Source organism: Algoriphagus alkaliphilus (assembly GCF_900103735.1).
GTDB lineage: Bacteria > Bacteroidota > Bacteroidia > Cytophagales > Cyclobacteriaceae > Algoriphagus > Algoriphagus alkaliphilus.
In genome coordinates this window covers 321191-338088 of sequence record NZ_FMXE01000002.1, presented here as the reverse complement: position 1 = coordinate 338088, position 16898 = coordinate 321191, and the positions used below count along the sequence as shown (strand labels likewise).

Genomic DNA, 16898 nt, shown 5'->3' with positions numbered 1-16898 from the left:
AATTTCCCATTGTTTCTTGGTAAAAAATCAAAGACGTTTAACATTAACTAAAATATTCACTGACGCTATTAATGTAAATTCCGTCAGTTGAACTCTATTTGTCAGGAAGGGTTTACATGCAAAACCGTTTAAAATGCTATTCTCCGAAAACGAATTACAATCAGAAATTTGGAAATCCATAAGTCATGAGCTTCATCGCGGAGCACTTGATCCCAAGCATCCCTTTCGCTATGTCAACTTAGGTACAATTGGGGAAACAAGTCCTGAAATAAGAACCGTCGTGGTCAGGTCTGTAAGCAAAGAATTGGAGTTCCATATTTTTACAGATTCCCGCTCTGAGAAAGTCAATGAATTAAGCGCAAATCCATCAGCGACTCTTCATTTTTACCACTTGGGAAAAAGAGTCCAAATCCGAATCAAAGCTAAAGCTGAAATTCACAACCAAAATGAAGTGAGTAAAGACTTTTGGCCGAAAGTTCAGGGCGAGGCACAAAAAGCGTACACTTCAACCTTGGCTCCTGGTACTCCTATTTCAGATCCAAATGAAGCTTTTGATTGGAAAGAAACTGGCGATGATCAATTTTTTACAGTTTTGAAGTTTATTCCAGAATCGATTGAAGCCTTACAGCTAAATGGGTTAAAACATTTGAGAATTCTATTTTCAAAAAGTGAGAATTGGAAAGGTCAGTGGCTCGTGCCATAGCAAAGAGCAGGAAGACGGGAGACCGAAGACAGAAGAAGCCTTTATTTTAGAAGTTTTTCCTCTAGCCCTTTCCTCAGCTCATCTTTATAATAAAAATCTCCTAGTATTTCGATTTTGCCAGCAATACGGCTTATTCGGTCAGAAATCGTATTTTCAGTCAGCTTCTCAAAAAACATTTCAATCATACTTGACAAGCTTTTACCTGTCTGATAAGAATGGATTTTCGCCTTTTCGACCACCGCTTTATCCAAAAAGAGTTTCAATTTCTTTTTCATTCCAATGAAGATAAAACACTTGTAAAATTGATTCAATTTAAAATGGACTTATTTGGGTTGATTCGGTCTTTTGACCCCGGATCGGTCATCCCGCAATCTTCATGGTTCTTGTCTCTTTTGTCTAAAATCTTATTTCTTACATCTCAAATCTTACTTTAAACATTCCACCAATAAGTAAACTTCAGTACCAAGGACCGGTTTTTCACATTGAATGGATCTGGCAGGTAATTGTCCGTATAGACGATAAACAAATCCGAAGCGGGTTTGAAGCGCCACTGAAAACGTGTATTCAGGTTGATGTTTTCGATTTGCTCATTGTATTGGACAAAAACCGTGAAAAAGACAGTATTGGTCATGGTGACATCCACCCGTGGGCCAATGAGCCAAAATCGCGTTTCACCCCAAGGCTCTGGCAGATTGATCTGATTGAAATTGGTGCTCAGCGCCAAACTCACGTAGGGCTGAAAACGGTACCCAAAATCGGTGGTAAAGTTGAACCGATCCCCATTTGCATAATATCCACCCATTCGGGTCGAAAATGAATAGGTAAATACACTTTGGGGCTTTGAGGAATATTCCATACCCATTGCATTCCAGCTATGTTCGGTACCGGTCTCCAAACTGATCCCTGAGAAATTGGTAGGATCAAAGGGCCGCTGTAGCTTCACAAAATCATAGGCAAGCCATGCCGTCAGATTACTTTGACTTCGGAATCGGACATTGTAAGCTATATAGCTGGTATTGTCAGTTTTTTCTCCCCCCATATTAAAAAACAAGGACGTGTTGAAGTCAGGTCCGTGACTTAGAATTTTTTGACTTTTTGGAAACCAGCGATATCCGAGCATCGGATTGATACGGTAAAATCCATTTCGCGGGACAAAACCCACCTCAGCGGTATAATTTTCGGATACGTACTCGTGCTGCCAATTCCAAGTCAGATTTCCGCTGGAAAATCGGAGATTGGCGGCATGGACCAGACCATTCCCGATATTATTCGGACCAAAGGATTGCAAGACCATAGCCTTTCCAGTCCAGAGATTGTTGGCAGAAGCGAGGTTGTATTCCAGGCCTGCATTTCGATTGAATTGCGAATAAATTGGCTGCTCTGTCTCAGGGTCGGGATTGTAGTTCAGTGACTGTTTGTTGACGAAGATTGCTCCGATGTTTGATCGGGCTCCAACTTGTCGTTGCAGGGCCATTACCGTAAAGTTTTGTGATGGCAAGGCTCTTTCTTCAACTTCTCCGGTCTGCATGTTCATTGCACCCATTCTCCAGTTTTTGTTGATTTTGCCACTCATTCTCGCCCCAAACTGAATGGGGGCTTCGAGTCCAATTCTCCGGGAAAAAAACGGCCTGATCGTACTGTATCCAAAACCTGCAAACAAATCTCCATTTTCCAGAAAGAACTGCCTGCGCTCCGGAAAAAAGAGTTCAAAGCGATCCAGATTGGTCACCTGACGATCAACCTCCACCTGAGAAAAATCCGGATTTACAGTCAGGTCCAAGTTGAGCGAGGAAGTCAGGGAGATCTTGGCATCGATTCCCACTTCCTTTCGATAGACGTTTCCGCCTTCGTTTTGAAAGTCTTTGCTTACACCGCCCAATGCATAAGGTATGATGGAAATATTTGAACCCGCATCCGGGGGCGGATTATCCCAAACGAGTGTGCCGGTGTAAGCCAGCGAAGCAGAAGGAAACTGCCTGGGAACCGGTGCCCAACCTGACTTTTCGGTCGTTTTCAAGTCAAGTCGGCTGAAATTGATTCCCCATTCAGAAATGCCTTTTTTATAGCGAATTGATTTGAAAGGAATTGCTGCCTCAAAAACCCACTTATCCTCGTAATTTTTGACTTTGGACACCCACTTGTTGTCCCAACTGAGATCCACACTTCCGCCATTGAACATTTGACCGTCCCACTGCGCTCCTGCGGCATTCGCCCCAAACGAAAACCCATTGGTCATGTCATCAAAAGGGTCCATAAAAAGGAGAAAGTTATCGTTTTTTCCAAAACTGAAATCTCTTCTCAGTGACTCGACCATATAGGGGCCTTCAAGTGCATGGTGATTGACTACGATCAGATACAAATGCTCGTCATCGTAACTCATTCTCACGTCCGTCCTAACCTGGGCAAAGCTCGTGTCCATCGGCGTAATCATGAAAAAATCCGTAGCGACGGCCGCATCCTCCCAGGCTTTTTCATCCAAAATTCCATCAATGATTATGGCTGAACTTGCTTTTTGAATGGCAAGCCGGTAATCCGCATTGATTTTTTGGGCAAATGAAGAAGCTGTCAAGCCAAGACTAAACAGTAGAAATGGAAGTAGTAAACGCATGGTAGCGGTTAAATAAAAACCTTGAGAAAACAGGGTGCCAAAGTTTTCCGCAGGTTCAAATACAGGTTTATTGCTTGATTCGGTAGGCGAAGGTAAGGTTTGTTTGTCTTCGGATCATCTGAGACTCTCGATCGGTGAAGAAGTTGAATCCCTCGATGATTTCCCGGTTGATTCTGGTATTGAACACATCCGTCACATTCAGTACCAGAGTTCCGCGGTCTTGAAGAATTCGTTTGCTTGCAGAGAGGTCCATGAAGAAAATGCCCTTTCTGATGCCTTGAGCTGTTTTCTGTCTTGCTTCATAATTTGCCCGGGCCTGAACATCCCATCCTTCTCCAAAGCTAAACCGGGAAGTCTGACGGAAAAGCCAGGAGTAGGTTTTAATCAGGTCAGTACGCCCGATATTGCTGGCGTCAATTCTTGCGTGAAAAAAATTGGCATTGAAATCCAGTTTCCACCAGTCTTTCACCCGATAATCCCCGCTGAATTCAAATCCGTAGGACTTCTCACCAGCTAAATTAACCGGAGCAGTTACTGAAAATCCATCGTCCTGAACTTGCCTGATCCGTTCGATTTTTTCGACAGTATTTCTGAAATAAACTGTGGAAAATAAAGTCGCTTTTTCAAAATACTTGATGTGACCCAATTCAAAAGCATCGGTGAATTCTGGATCCAAATCGGGATTTCCACTGAAGAAATTTCGTTGGTCGGAGAAGGTTACATAAGGACTCAGATCATTGTAGACCGGTCTTCTGACCCGCTTGGAATAGCTAAGTTGGAAGGCATTTTCTTTTGTCACATTGTAAGTTAAATGTGCAGATGGAAAGAGATTCGTATAGTCCCGTGGATTGCTTTCATTGGTTTCAACCAAGATTGTTTCCACATCGGTATATTCTGCCCGCAGTCCTCCCTGATAGCTCCATTTTCCGGTTTCATTCCCCACGATCCCATATGCAGCGAGGATATTTTCATTGTAGAGAAAGATATTGTCCAGCCCGGGAAGTGTCACAAAATCTCCTGACTCATTTAGTTCCTGAACCAAGTAATCGTTTTCCATTTCGCGAAAACTCGTTCGAATTCCTGACTCAAATTTCCCTTTGGCAGCAAATGGTTTCACATAGTCCATCTGAAGTAAATACTGATTTTCGGATTCGTCATTGAGTGAGGTCTGTACCAGCACCCCTTCTGGAATTATCACTCTTTGAATAGAAAAAGCATTTTCAGTAAAAAGCTGATCGGATCGCTCCCAATAATTGAGATAGGTAAATGATGCTATAAACTCATGCCCTTTTTCGGCAAAAGTTCGCTTATAGTTAATAATTGCCTCCTTGTTAGGCTCTGCCTCTGTTTCATCTTGTCTTCGAAGCGAATACCCCAGGTAATCGTCAAAACTATTCAGATAATCCTCGTATCGGATATCTGTTATCCTTCTTACATCGCTTCTTCTCCAAAGATAAGAGCCAGTCAGGATGCTGTTCTCGTTGAAGTAATAATCCAATCCGCCACGAAGGTTGTTATTTAGTCCGGTGACCGTCGATGAATTGTTTTGGCTCAGGATGGAAGTCGTGCCATCCTCATTATACACCTCCTGATAAAGTTCGCTAATCCCGGGTGTCTGCCGGTATGAAAGTCCATAATTGATAAACCAGTTGATCCGGTTGTGCCGATAATTCAGATTAGTAGTAAAACCGGTATTGACCGGGTAGCCCGCAATTAGTTCAAAAGACCCATTGAACCCCTGCTTGCTGTCTTTTTTTAAAATGATATTGATCACACCTGCCATTCCTTCTGCTTCGTAACGGGCGGATGGATTGGTGATGACTTCCACCCGATCCACCATATTGGCGGGAAGCTGCTGCAGTCCACTGCTTCCCTTGAAACTGACCAAACCCGAAGGTTTTCCATCGATCAGGATCCGCACATTTGCCGAGCCCCGAAGCCGGACATTTCCATCAGGATCTACCGCGACCGAAGGTAGGTTCATCAAAATATCAGAGGCATTCCCACCGGCATTTGCCAGATCCTTTCCAACATTGAAGACTCGCTTGTCGAGCGAAAGCTCCATGATAGTTTTTTCTCCCTGGACCACGACTTCACTGAGATCAGAAGCTGTAGGCGAAAGTCCAATTTCGCCAAGATCCAAATTTTGATTTTCCCTCGTAAGAGAGAAATAATTGGTTTTTTGAGCCTCAAAGCCCATAAACTCTATCAAGGCATAGAATTTTCCAAAGGGAAGATCGATCGAGTATTTTCCGTTTTCATCAGAGATGCCTCCACCGATGAGACTGTCCTTCTCAGTATAAACACCAATTGTGGTAAAGGGAAGGGGCTCCGCACTCGATCTTTCAACGATGGTTCCTCGGATCATACCCCGGTTTTGCTGCGCAAAAGAGTGGATGGTGATCATTCCCAATACTAAAATCGGAATAACCAATAGGTTTTTGGGCAAAATAGGCTTCATTGGTTTGGGTCTCTTCGCTAATCCAAAAATAATCTCGAATTAACTGGATGAAATTTAGAACGAAACCTAGACTGGAGCATTCTAATTTTTACAAATGGCAAAAAAAAAGGGTTCTTATTCAGAAACCCTTTGCAAGAGGAACCCCCAAGAAGATCAAAGCTCAAGCATGACTAAATACGTGGTGTACGATGCAAATATCATCAATAGCAAAGCAGCTTGCCATCTGTCCAGCCGGTATTTTTTTCCAATAAACATGGAAATGAATAAAAAAGATGTTCCTGCAGAAAGCAAATAAATGTCTGTGTTGAAGGCAGGATTGAAGTCAAGTGGGCGAACAAGTGCACTAACCCCCAACACCAAAAGAATGTTGAAGATATTGGATCCCACAATATTCCCGATGGCAATGTCCGCATTCTTCTTCATCGCTGCAACCACAGAAGTGGCCAATTCAGGAAGTGATGTCCCCGCTGCAATAATGGTGAGACCAATTATTTTTTCACTTACTCCCAGTGCTTGAGCTATCCAAACAGCATTGTCTACGACCAGTTTACCGCCACCAACTAAGCCTGTTAGACCGATTAGGATTAAAAACCAGATCTTTCCTGTGGAATAATCCTTGTTTTCCACCCCTTCCACCAATGGGTCAGCTTTGAGCTGGGTGGCTACGTAATACAGGAATGCAGCAAATAAGCCCAATAAAATAAAGCCATCATATCTCGAGAGATGAGTGGGTTCAGAAAATAAATAATTATTTGCCAAAACCAACAATACAAGAGCAGCTACCAGAGAGAATGGGATTTCTTTCCATACCGTACTCGATTGAACAGCCAAGGGTGTGATCAATCCCGCTATTCCAAGAATGGCAAACAGGTTGAAATTATTAGAGCCGATGACATTTCCAAAAACGATATCCGGATAATTGCCTGATGCGGCAACGGCATTCACAACCAATTCCGGTGCTGAGGTACCAAAAGCCACAATAGTAAGTCCGATTGCGAGATCGGAGATGTTGTTTTTCTTTGCTAGGACTGAGGCACCATCTACGAGCCAATCCGCTCCTTTGACCAAAAGTACCAATCCAACGACAAGTAATATAAGCTGTATAATCATAGCTTTGAGAAAGGGATTTCAGGGGTATATGCGGCCTTATTAAGAATCAAGTTCCAAAGCTAACATTAAAAATTATATGCCATTTGAAAAGTTACAATACCCCAAATTCTCCCAAGCCAGGTCTGAATGATTGAATTTTTCAAAGTCCTGAAAAAAATATCCAGACCGTTATGATCTGGATATTTGGGACTGAGTCTTATTGCTTAGCAATTAAAGGGAAATAGCCATTAGCTCGATTTCTCTTGCCGCTTCAGCCTTTCCCATGTCTTTTGGCTTAAATCCAAATAATGCCAAAACTTCTTTAGCTTCTGTTTTTGCCACGTCTTCGTTGCCACAAATATTCATAATCTGGGCCTTTGATTTGGCTGAATTTATCATCGCCTTACTGTCTATATAATTGAAAGCTTTTACAAAATGGGCCTCAGGAACAAGATTTTGAAGCATTTCCATCAGGGATTCTTCTGTGGTAAAAAATTTTCGAACGCCATCTTTAGGAGATTCGTCAGCAATTGGGTTACAGACATCCAGAACTGTCTTGTCGCTAATCCCGACTTTTACCTGCTCGGCGATTTTAAGGGCAGCGGTTCCCTTGACAGCAAGGATGATCAAGTCTCCAAAGTCAGCTGCTTTTTCAAAGCTACCTACTTTCCCATTTGCCCCAGACTGCCAATCAGAAAGTTTGTTTGGATTTCCAGTACCCAGCATGACCTCAAAGCCCCGCTTTACAAATCCGTCGGCCAAAGTTCTTCCTACAACTCCCGAGCCTAAAACGCCTATTTTTTTCATTCATTACTAATTTAAAATATCTAAGACTATGCTTACAGAAAAGTACACAAGCTAAGTAATGACAGATTTACCTGAAAATCAGTTCCATTTTCTGAAATTTTAGTTTTTGTCCAATTTTATTTGGCCGATTAGCAGAGAATTTGGCTTTGACGTTATACCTCTTTTTTGAGCTGCCCATGATCTTATTATCAATAGTCAGAACCTACCGACTATTTTTTTATGTCACAAGGAAAGATGGAAGAAGTAGGTATTACCATGACCCAATAGGACAGATTTTTTTAAATAAAATCCTATCTTTTAAAAACCAATAATGCCCCAACCTATGAAGATTCGACTCTTTCCCCTGTTCGTTTTCCTGCTTTTTGCCTGCAAAAATGAAACTCCGAAAATCAATCAATCCCAATATCCGGAAAAGCCCAATATAGTATGGATCGTATGTGAAGATCTCTCTCCTGAGCATCTGAAAACCTATGGAGGCACTGGTGGGAAAACTCCATTTTTGAATGCCCTAGCGGCTGAATCAGTGCAGTACAATCAGGTTTTTGCAACAGCGGGAGTATGTGCACCAAGCCGCGCGACACTGATCACAGGAGCGTATCAAACTTCCATCGGCGCCATGCACATGCGAACACTTGCCCCATCAGCAGCCGCAGGTGATGCTTATCCAACCGGATTCAAAGGATATTCTACTGTTCTTCCTGAGGGTATGAAAACCTATCCCGAGCTGCTTCGGATGGACGGGTATTTTACAAGCAACAATTCCAAAGAAGATTATCATTTTAAAAGTCCGGTAACGATGTGGGACGAAAGCAGTCCCAAAGCTCATTATCGTAACCGACCCGATCCAAATCAGCCATTTTTCGCCATTTTCAATTTCACAATCAGTCACGAATCCCAAGTTTGGATGCGAGAAAAAGAGGAACTGCTTGTGGATCCCAAAATTGTTAAGGTTCCTCCTGTTTATCCGGATGATTCTGTGACCCGAAGTGTGTTGGCCGAGCTTCGAAAAGCACATGAAGATTGGATTGCGGAATTTGGAGATTTGGGTGCCCTGAACGAAATGGAAATGGTCAGAAACTGGTGGGGTGGGAAGGATGAACCCCCAATTACCCTTTCCCCAGAGGTAAAGTTGGAGAATGGAAAAGTCAAGCTGAACTCAGCCACATCAAGTGCTTCTATTGCTTACAGAAAATCAAAAAATGTAGGTTGGAAAGTTTACCTGGAACCTTTTGAAGGTAATCCCGGAGATTCGCTCTATGTGAATGCTCATCGGATCGGCTTTGAACCAAGTGAAAATGCACAAATCCTGAAATGATTTTGACGACCGTATTTATGAAAAAGGTAATGAGTTTGTATTTACTCTTCTGGTTGAGCAACGCCATTTTTGCTCAGGAAAACTTGCTTTGCGGTGGCGCCTATTGGACAGAGGATGAGGCTGCCGTTTTTATGAAAAAAACTGCATCGGAATGGTCCAGTCAAGCGGATTGGGAAAGAAGGGCCGAAATGATCCGCAAAGGAATTATTGACGGAATGAAGCTGAAGCAAATGCCAGAACGAACGACTCCATTTAATCCCATCATCCACAGCACACGCGAAAAGGATGGATACATTGTCGAGAACATTGCCATTGAGAGTTTTCCTGGATTCTTCATCACAGGGAATCTTTATCGTCCTTTGAACCCAGTTCCTTTTCAGAAAAGTCCAGGCATTCTCAGCGTTCATGGACATGGACCGGATTTGCGATTTGGAGAAAGTATGCAAAAGCGAAGTGCCGCCTTTGCCCGAATGGGTGCTGTGGTATTTGCTTATGATATGATTGGTTATGGTGACTCCAAGCAGGTTGATCACAAAATTCCCATTGCCCTGACGATCCAAACTTATAATTCCCAGCGGGTACTAGATTACCTGATTTCCCGCCCCGATGTGGATCCTGAGCGCGTTGGTGTGACTGGTGAATCCGGAGGAGGTACCCAGACGATTTTGATTACGGCTTTGGATCCTAGAATCAAGGTTTCTGCTCCCGTGGTGATGGTCTCGGCCTATTTCTTCGGAGGCTGCACCTGCGAAAGCGGCATGCCAATCCACAAAAGCTCCAACCATCAAACCAACAATGTGGAGATTGCCGCTTTGGCAGCACCTCGGCCCATGCTTTTGGTTTCGGATGGCGGAGATTGGACGAAAAACACACCGAGAATTGAATTTCCCTATGTCCAAAAAGTATATGCTGCCTACCAATCAGAAAGCCGGGTCGATAATGTCCATTTAGCTGGTGAGCGACATGATTACGGTAAAAACAAACGAGCGGCGGTTTACAATTTCTTTGGTCACTATTTGGGGCTGAATGCAGGCCGAATTCCCTATCAAGACGGCTTTGATGAGAGCTTTGTCACGCTGCTTTCGGCAGATGAACTTCGAGTCTTTAACCAGAAAAATCCGATTCCGGTACATGCGCTACAAGGCGATGAAGCTGTGCTCAATTTTCTCAATCTGAAATAAAATCCCCTTTTACCCCTAACTGATTTCCAATGAAAGTATTTCGATACTTGCTGCTTTTAGCAGGATTAATAGCTTCTGTCCCTGTTTTGGCACAAAAAAGCAATGTCGTCAAATTCGGTCTTTGCACAGATGTCCATATTCCTACCATGCATGATTCGGAATACGCCTGACGACTTTTGTCGAAGCCATGAAAAAATAAAATCCCGATTTCATCATTGAATTGGGGGATTTTGGCATTCCAAAACCAGGGTATCAAAAAGCGTTTGATATCTGGAATTCATTCCCCGGGGAAAAGCACCATGTCATCGGCAACCATGAAATGGACGGTGGTACCTCCAAAGAAAGGGCGATTGAATACCGAAACATGAGTTCAAGCTACTATTCTTTCGATAAAAAGGGCTTCCATTTTATCGTTTTGGATGGGAATGACAAAAAAGATTCCAATGCCAAGGGTTACCAGCAATTTATCGGACAGAGCAATTTGCCTGGTTAAAGAAAGAATTGGAAAAGACCCAATATCCGGTTATCCTATTTTCCCATCAGGGACTTTCCATTTACCAGACTCATCAGGAGACCTACGGACTGGACAATTACCAGGAAATCCAAAACCTGCTACAGGAGCATAACCGACTTCATCCTGAGAGAAAAGTGATTGCTTCGTTCAACGGGCACACCCATGCCGAAAATATCGGAGGTATCTGGTATATCTCCATTACCTCCATGGCCTATCATTGGCTGGGTGAGGATTACGAGTACATTCGCTACAGTCCCGAAGTGGACAAAAATTTCCGATGGATCAAATACACGGCTCCCTTCAAGGAACCCCTGTTTACAACCGTGGAAATCTCCTCCAATGGAACCATCAAAATCGCCGGAAAGAAAACCGAATGGGTGGGTCCTTCTCCTTTCGAGTTGGGTTTTCCGGAAAATCTGAAACCCTACGTTCACCCTTGGATTACAAAGCGGAAATTGAGATTTTGACTTAAAGATTTGAATTGACACCAAAGGATTATTCGGTTGGCATTTTCAATTTTTGCAGCTGAAACCTTCCGCCTCGCAGCACATTCAAATCCACTCGCTCCCCGATTCCAGGCAGACTTCCTTTGTCTGAAAATTGCCAGATCACCCAGTTTCGGGTTTCAGGTTTCATCACCGGGTTGTAATTCGCCACCCAGACGGGATACTCATCAAAACCGTGGTTGTGCAGCACTTCCCAAAAGAAGCTATCTCCGGTGTAAATCATAGGTTTGACTGCATAGTGTTTTTCCACAATGCGGAGCCAGTTTTTCAGTCCTTCTCGGAGTTTATCCTTGGATTGGATGGTGCTGTGCTTTTCGATATCCAATATCGGGATAAGGTCTCCTGACTTCAGTTTTGCAGTTTTGATAAAGTTTTGGGCCTGTTTGGTGCTGTTTTCATTCGGTCGGTAATAGTGGTATGCACCCCTGAGCACGGGCAAAGTTCGGGCACCTTCCCAGTTGCTTCTAAACTGCCTGTCAATTCCATTTGAGCCCATTGTCGCCCGAATCATGATAAATTCAATTCTTCTGTTTTTGATCTGAAGCTGAAGACCGGGGAAGTTGATTTTACCCTGGTAATGGGAGACATCGATGCCCAAAATTCCATCTGAAAACCGGTCGAAAACTTGTTCAAATTTGAGTGACTCGGTAACAGGAGGGGCTTTTCGGGTATATTCTCCAAGCCGACGTTCAATCTGTGTTTTGTACCTCAAGACTAAATATCCAGAGCCGACAGCAGTCATTAAAATCAAAAAAGCAATCCAAATCCAAGGGCTGTACTTTTTCTTTCGCGGCATAATTCAGTTCAAATCGAAATGCAAAATGGAGAAATCAGGGCAAATCCTGAAATTCTATTTTGACCTTAAAAAATTGAAAAATTGAGGTGGGCTCAGTTTTTGACCTTAACAGAAAGATCAAAAACCCCTATTGACATTAAATTTCAAATATTTTAATGTCAAATACTGATTTAGGCCTTGCGTTTAATGCCAATTTTCTTACCTTACATTAAAAATTAAATATTTTAATGTCAGATCAACGCTACCGAATCAACCCAGACCGAACAATCCCATGGAATAATCTTCCCAAGTTGCCAATTGATGCATCGTTTTATAGGGACTTGGATGTATTTGAAGGATTGGGAAAAGCAAAGGCTGCATTGGGAAAGCTTCAGGGTCGAAGCATCGCCATACCCAATCAGGGGATTTTGGTGAACACGATCAGTTTGCAGGAAGCTAAGGCCTCCAGTGAGATCGAGCACATCTTCACCACAGACGATGAACTGTATAAGGCATTCAGCGATGAGGCAAACCAGATCAAAGGCCCTGCTAAAGAGGTGTTGAGGTATCGGGAGTCAATTTGGACCGGGCATCAATACTTGACAGAGAAAGGGAATTTCGATTTGAGCTATTTTGAACTGGTTTATCGCACTACCACGCAATTCAATGACGGCTTGCGAAAGCCCTTTGCCCAGACTTACATTCGACAAGGCGGTTCAGGTCCCAATGCAGGAAAACCTATCTACACTCCGCCTCGTGGTGAAGGAGTCTTGGAGGAATTGATGGACAACCTGATCACGTTTGTCAATGATTTTCAAAAGCCTGAAATCGATCCGCTGATCAAAGTGGCCATTGCGCACCTTCAGTTTGAGGCCATTCACCCCTTTCGGGATGGAAATGGGCGAACAGGCAGGATTTTCAATATTCACTACCTAGTCCATAGCGGACTATTGGACTTACCGATCTTGTATCTGAGCAAGTACATTCTGAGAGAAAAGGAGCAGTACTATACTAATTTGGCCGGAGTGACCCAGCGCGCAGCTTGGAAAGATTGGTTTCTTTTTATTTTCAGGGGAATCGAGGAAACCTCATTGGACACCTTCCAAAAGATCACCGATATTCTCAATGCCAAGGAAGCTATTCTTCAAGTCTTGGAAAAAGAGACCAGCATCGCGAGGCCAGAGTCCTTGTTGGAGGCGATTTTCACCCAACCCTTTACCAAAGTCAAGCACTTGGTGGATAAAAAGCTGTATGCAGAAAATACGGCCAGGCAATATCTGAATCAGTTGGTTGACTTGGGAATTTGCGAAAAGCGAAAAATCAGTGGAGGAGATTACTATTTGAATTTGGAGCTGTATCGGATATTGGGGAGTTAGATAAAATTTACCGCAAAGCCGCAGAGAAATTTTCAATTCCGAGGTCTTATCTCATGATTTTTTTAACTTAAAAAAAGAGTGTTTTTGAATTGCAAATCCAATGGATAGGTTCTCGGCGTTGAGAAACCTATAAAAGCAGATCCGCGAAATCCTGTGTCTTTTTCTGTGAAAATCTGCGGGAAATTATCATTTAATCTCAAACACCGCCGACTCCCAAGGCCCAAAGTCCAAATCGATTTCAGCACCTGCATCTGTTACACGCAGCTTCGTCTTCTTTTTTCCAAACATCACTTCCTGAATCTCCCGCTCACCTTTTTCCAGATTCCATGCTTTGAGGAGTTCGGGAGAAAGTTTCAGCGTAGTTTTGATTCCTTGAAGCTCATCAAAGTTAGTCACCACGATCAGTTTTTGGCTTTGGTCCCAGCGGGCAAATGCAAAAGCTTTGTTGCCATAGATTGGGTTTTCATGACGATTGAAGGTGTGGAGCTCCAGATATTCACCCATTAATGCGGGACTGTTTCGAGTGAAATTCAGGACTTCAGAATAATAATTCCGAAGTGCTTTTTCATTATCTGAAAGCTGTCCTCCGTCAAATTTGCCTCCATTCATCCACTTCTGATGCTGCGGTACTCCGATGTAATCGAAAATCGAAGTCCGACTAGGTTGCCCAAAACCCGCTAGTTCTGCCCCGGGTTCCCCCACTTCCTGACCAAAATAGATCATCGTCGGAGAAGTAGAAACAGTCGCTGACACCACCATAGCGGGCATGGCTTTCCAGGGATTTCCGGCAAACTCAGGACTTGCGATGCGCTGCTCGTCGTGATTTTCCAAGAAGTGCAGCATATGGTGCTCGATGTCTTTCAGGCCTGCTAGGATTGGAACCAAATTATCCGCGGATCCGTGACCTTGGATGATATGCTTCAGCGTATCGTAGAGCTCCACCTTATCGTAGAGGTAATCCATTTTGCCTTTGAGGATATAGTCTCGGTACTGGCTTGGATTATAGACCTCAGCCAAAAGGAAAGCCTCGGGATTGGTGTTTTTGATGTGGGAATTGAGGTAAGACCAAAATTCGACCGGCACCATCTCGGCCATATCAAAGCGAAATCCGTCTACTCCTTTTCCAAGCCAAAACTGCGTGATGTCCTTAAACTTTATCCAGGAATCCGGCACGTCTCTCCCTTTCCAGAAATTATAATGCGCTTTCCAGTCCAAAGAATCTGCCCCGGCAGGCAATTCGTCAAAATCTTTTTGACCGTCGGGGCTTACACCATAATTGATCTTGACCGTTTCATACCAATCATAGAAGTCCGGCTGGGCTTTTCTAGATCCGTTTCCTGTCCATTTGGCTGGGTTTTCTTCGAATTTCCCATCTGCTAGTGGATGCTTTTCCCCACCCAAAGGCTTGTATTTGTTTTTTGCTTTAGGTACTTGAAATGCCTCTCCGGGGATGTAGTAGAAGTTGTTGTTTTTGTCGTATTCGACGGTTTTGTCATCATTTGCTCCAAAGTCGCTAACTCCTTCCGGGTTGTTTTTCCCTTCATAAAGTCGGGAAACATGATTGGGCACGATATCAATGATCACCTTCATCCCATGGGTGTGGGTGCGTGCGACCAAGGCTTCAAATTCCTCCATCCGCCTGGTCACATCCACTGCCAAATCGGGATTGACCTGATAATAATCCCGGACGGCATAGGGGGAACCCGCACGGCCTTTGATCACATCTGGGTCGTCCGAACTAACGCCAATCTCCGGAAATGATCCAATCACGCCATGATGCGGCACCCCAGTGTACCAGATGTGAGAAACGCCTAGCTTTTTGATTTCTTCCAAAGCAGTATCCGAGAAGTCGTTAAACTTTCCGACGCCATTTTCTTCCTTGGTTCCCCAGGGCTTGTTGGTAGTATTCGTATTGCCAAAAAGTCGGGTAAAAACCTGATATACAACGATTTTTTGATGTTTCATGGCTGAGTTTTCGCTAGGTTCGGGCGATTGCTTTTGACAGGAAAAAACCGTCGCAAGCAATACTGCTGCTGTTAATAATTTCTTCATCAGCTTATCGTGTCAATCGATACAGTAAAATCGTATTTCTTTTGATCAAATCCGGGAACTGCTTCATGTTAATTGTCTCTCCAGGTGCATGGGCTCCGGTACCGGAGGCACCTAAGCCGTCAAGGCAATCCATGAAGTCTGCAACATAGGAAATGTCACCTGCACCTCTACTTCCGGGATCTCCTGGCTTCACGGGTCCCAAGCCCATATCCATACTGACCTTGTTTAGGGCTTCTGCCAATGCATAATTCCCTTCAGTCGGAGCCATGGAAGGGATTCCGTCTGTAAATAGGATTTCGGCTTGGGTTTGATTCAGGTTTTTGGCTACAATTTCGCGCATCTTTGCCCGCGCAGCCTCTTTTTGAGCTTCCCCTAAAAAGCGTAGGTCTCCCGTTACTATAGCCTCGCGGGCTACGATATTGGTCTTTCCAAGAGCGGTTCCGGCTCCGCTGACTTCATTTAAGCTTACATCCGATCCTCCGATGAATTGCCCAGGGTTGAAAGTCAGGTATTGTTCTCCTGACAGGGTCTCCTGAAATTCAGTAAGAATTCGAGCTGCCTCATAGATCGCTCCATAGCCCACGCCTTCCCTGAATACTCCACTTGAATGAGCTTGTCTTCCTGTGGTCTTCAAAATCCAACCACTCGCTCCTCTGCGCGCTACAGTGGCTGTGGAGAATCCTTGCGCAGTCTCATAGCCCAAGGCAATATCATGAAGCTTGGCACGCTCGATAAAGTCCTTGCGCGAAAGTTCGGCATTCCCGGTACTTTCTTCATCCCCATTGAAATAGACTGTAATGGTCCGATCGTCCAAAAGACCCAGTTGATGCATGGCCTTCAGGCTGGCCAAAACCAAAACGTTCCCTCCCTTCATATCATTTGCCCCTTGTCCGGTGGCAGTGCTGTCGTTTAGGTAAGTGAAAGGAGAGAAAGGCATGTCTTTCTCAAAAACTGTGTCCAAATGCCCAATCAAAAAAAGCTTTTTACCTTTTGTTCCTTTTCGGCTAGCTACAAAATGCCCGGCTCGATTTACCTCCGCTGGGAGTTCGATCCATTCGGTCTGGAAGCCGATTTTTTGAAATTCCCGTTCGAAAACCCGACCAACCTCCCGTACTCCTTCTTTGTTGAGGGAACCGGAATTGATGTTGATAACTTCCTCCAGCAGAGCTAGGGTTTCTTTGTAGTTTTTATCGATCAGCTCGATGAGTTTTTGCTCGTCTTTAGTAAGTTTTTGCTGTGCAAAAGAGAAGATTGACACAAAGACCAAAATTAGAAGTAGGGCGGATTTTTTCATAAGCGGAAATTAGGTGAAAATGTGGGAGGGGACAACAGGAAACCCGATTTGGAATGAAATGAAAAATTTGTTTAGCCGATTTTTAATATAGGCCGTGCTTTCAGCATTCTGAAACCTGATACCATCTTATTTACCCAGAATTGAATTCTGGGCTTTTATAGGACGAGCCGTTGGCACTTAGGCTCCATCTGAATAGTTAATCCAAGCGCTGAAGGTG

General features: G+C 43.8%; 15 protein-coding genes. 7 read left to right on the top strand and 8 right to left on the bottom strand.

The features are described 5' to 3' along the window. Positions 1–133: 133 nt before the first annotated feature. Entirely contained in the window at positions 134–703 is a 570-nt protein-coding gene (locus tag BLQ81_RS01520; RefSeq protein ID WP_092728176.1) for a pyridoxamine 5'-phosphate oxidase family protein, read from the top strand. Between the two features lie 41 nt (positions 704–744). Here the strand turns inward: BLQ81_RS01520 and BLQ81_RS01515 are convergent, their stop codons facing one another. From BLQ81_RS01515 to BLQ81_RS01495, 5 genes are all read right to left on the bottom strand, one after another. Next, positions 745–978, bottom strand: coding sequence for a DUF6364 family protein (locus tag BLQ81_RS01515; RefSeq protein WP_092728175.1), 234 nt, complete (start codon positions 976–978; stop codon positions 745–747). 155 nt (positions 979–1133) lie between these two features. After that, the gene (locus BLQ81_RS01510; protein ID WP_092728174.1) at positions 1134–3311 is read right to left on the bottom strand and encodes a DUF5916 domain-containing protein; all 2178 of its coding nucleotides are present in this window, start codon (positions 3309–3311) and stop codon (positions 1134–1136) included. Between the two features lie 67 nt (positions 3312–3378). Then, positions 3379–5772, bottom strand: coding sequence for an outer membrane beta-barrel family protein (locus BLQ81_RS01505; RefSeq protein ID WP_217636634.1), 2394 nt, complete (start codon positions 5770–5772; stop codon positions 3379–3381). 153 nt (positions 5773–5925) lie between these two features. Beyond that, positions 5926–6882 (bottom strand): calcium/sodium antiporter, encoded by a 957-nt coding sequence (locus tag BLQ81_RS01500; protein WP_092728173.1) that lies wholly within the window; start codon positions 6880–6882, stop codon positions 5926–5928. 210 nt (positions 6883–7092) lie between these two features. Further along, the gene (locus tag BLQ81_RS01495; RefSeq protein ID WP_092728172.1) at positions 7093–7668 is read right to left on the bottom strand and encodes an NADPH-dependent F420 reductase; all 576 of its coding nucleotides are present in this window, start codon (positions 7666–7668) and stop codon (positions 7093–7095) included. Positions 7669–7990: 322 nt separating this feature from the next. Here BLQ81_RS01495 and BLQ81_RS01490 point away from each other — a divergent pair, with 322 nt between their 5' ends. Genes BLQ81_RS01490 through BLQ81_RS01475 form a run of 5 tightly spaced genes read left to right on the top strand, consistent with a single transcriptional unit; the run spans position 7991 to position 11145 of the window. After that, the gene (locus BLQ81_RS01490) at positions 7991–8983 is read left to right on the top strand and encodes a sulfatase-like hydrolase/transferase (RefSeq protein WP_245693121.1); all 993 of its coding nucleotides are present in this window, start codon (positions 7991–7993) and stop codon (positions 8981–8983) included. Further along, complete coding sequence (locus BLQ81_RS01485) at positions 8980–10164, top strand: alpha/beta hydrolase family protein (RefSeq protein ID WP_245693120.1); 1185 nt, start codon at positions 8980–8982, stop codon at positions 10162–10164. Before BLQ81_RS01490 ends, BLQ81_RS01485 begins: the two co-directional genes overlap by 4 nt. Before the next feature lie 29 nt (positions 10165–10193). Further along, complete coding sequence (locus BLQ81_RS22165; RefSeq protein ID WP_175454143.1) at positions 10194–10334, top strand: hypothetical protein; 141 nt, start codon at positions 10194–10196, stop codon at positions 10332–10334. 50 nt (positions 10335–10384) lie between these two features. Next, positions 10385–10657, top strand: a complete 273-nt coding sequence (locus BLQ81_RS01480; protein ID WP_092728170.1) for a metallophosphoesterase family protein — start codon at positions 10385–10387, stop codon at positions 10655–10657. Positions 10658–10665: 8 nt separating this feature from the next. After that, positions 10666–11145, top strand: a complete 480-nt coding sequence (locus BLQ81_RS01475; protein ID WP_092728169.1) for a hypothetical protein — start codon at positions 10666–10668, stop codon at positions 11143–11145. 28 nt (positions 11146–11173) lie between these two features. On the opposite strand, the gene BLQ81_RS01470 is transcribed toward BLQ81_RS01475, so the two are convergent. Then, positions 11174–11980 carry a glycoside hydrolase family 25 protein gene (locus tag BLQ81_RS01470; protein ID WP_092728168.1) on the bottom strand — a complete coding sequence of 269 codons (807 nt, stop codon included), beginning with the start codon at positions 11978–11980 and terminating at the stop codon, positions 11174–11176. A 227-nt stretch (positions 11981–12207) separates the two neighbouring features. On the opposite strand from BLQ81_RS01470, the gene BLQ81_RS01465 reads away from it, so the two are divergent. Beyond that, positions 12208–13335, top strand: a complete 1128-nt coding sequence (locus tag BLQ81_RS01465; protein ID WP_092728167.1) for a Fic family protein — start codon at positions 12208–12210, stop codon at positions 13333–13335. Positions 13336–13521: 186 nt separating this feature from the next. On the opposite strand, the gene BLQ81_RS01460 is transcribed toward BLQ81_RS01465, so the two are convergent. Further along, positions 13522–15387 (bottom strand): alpha-amylase family protein, encoded by a 1866-nt coding sequence (locus BLQ81_RS01460; RefSeq protein WP_092728166.1) that lies wholly within the window; start codon positions 15385–15387, stop codon positions 13522–13524. A 4-nt stretch (positions 15388–15391) separates the two neighbouring features. Continuing rightward, a complete protein-coding gene (locus tag BLQ81_RS01455; protein ID WP_092728165.1) occupies positions 15392–16681 on the bottom strand; it encodes a M20/M25/M40 family metallo-hydrolase in 1290 nt (429 codons plus the stop codon). Positions 16682–16898: the final 217 nt, after the last annotated feature.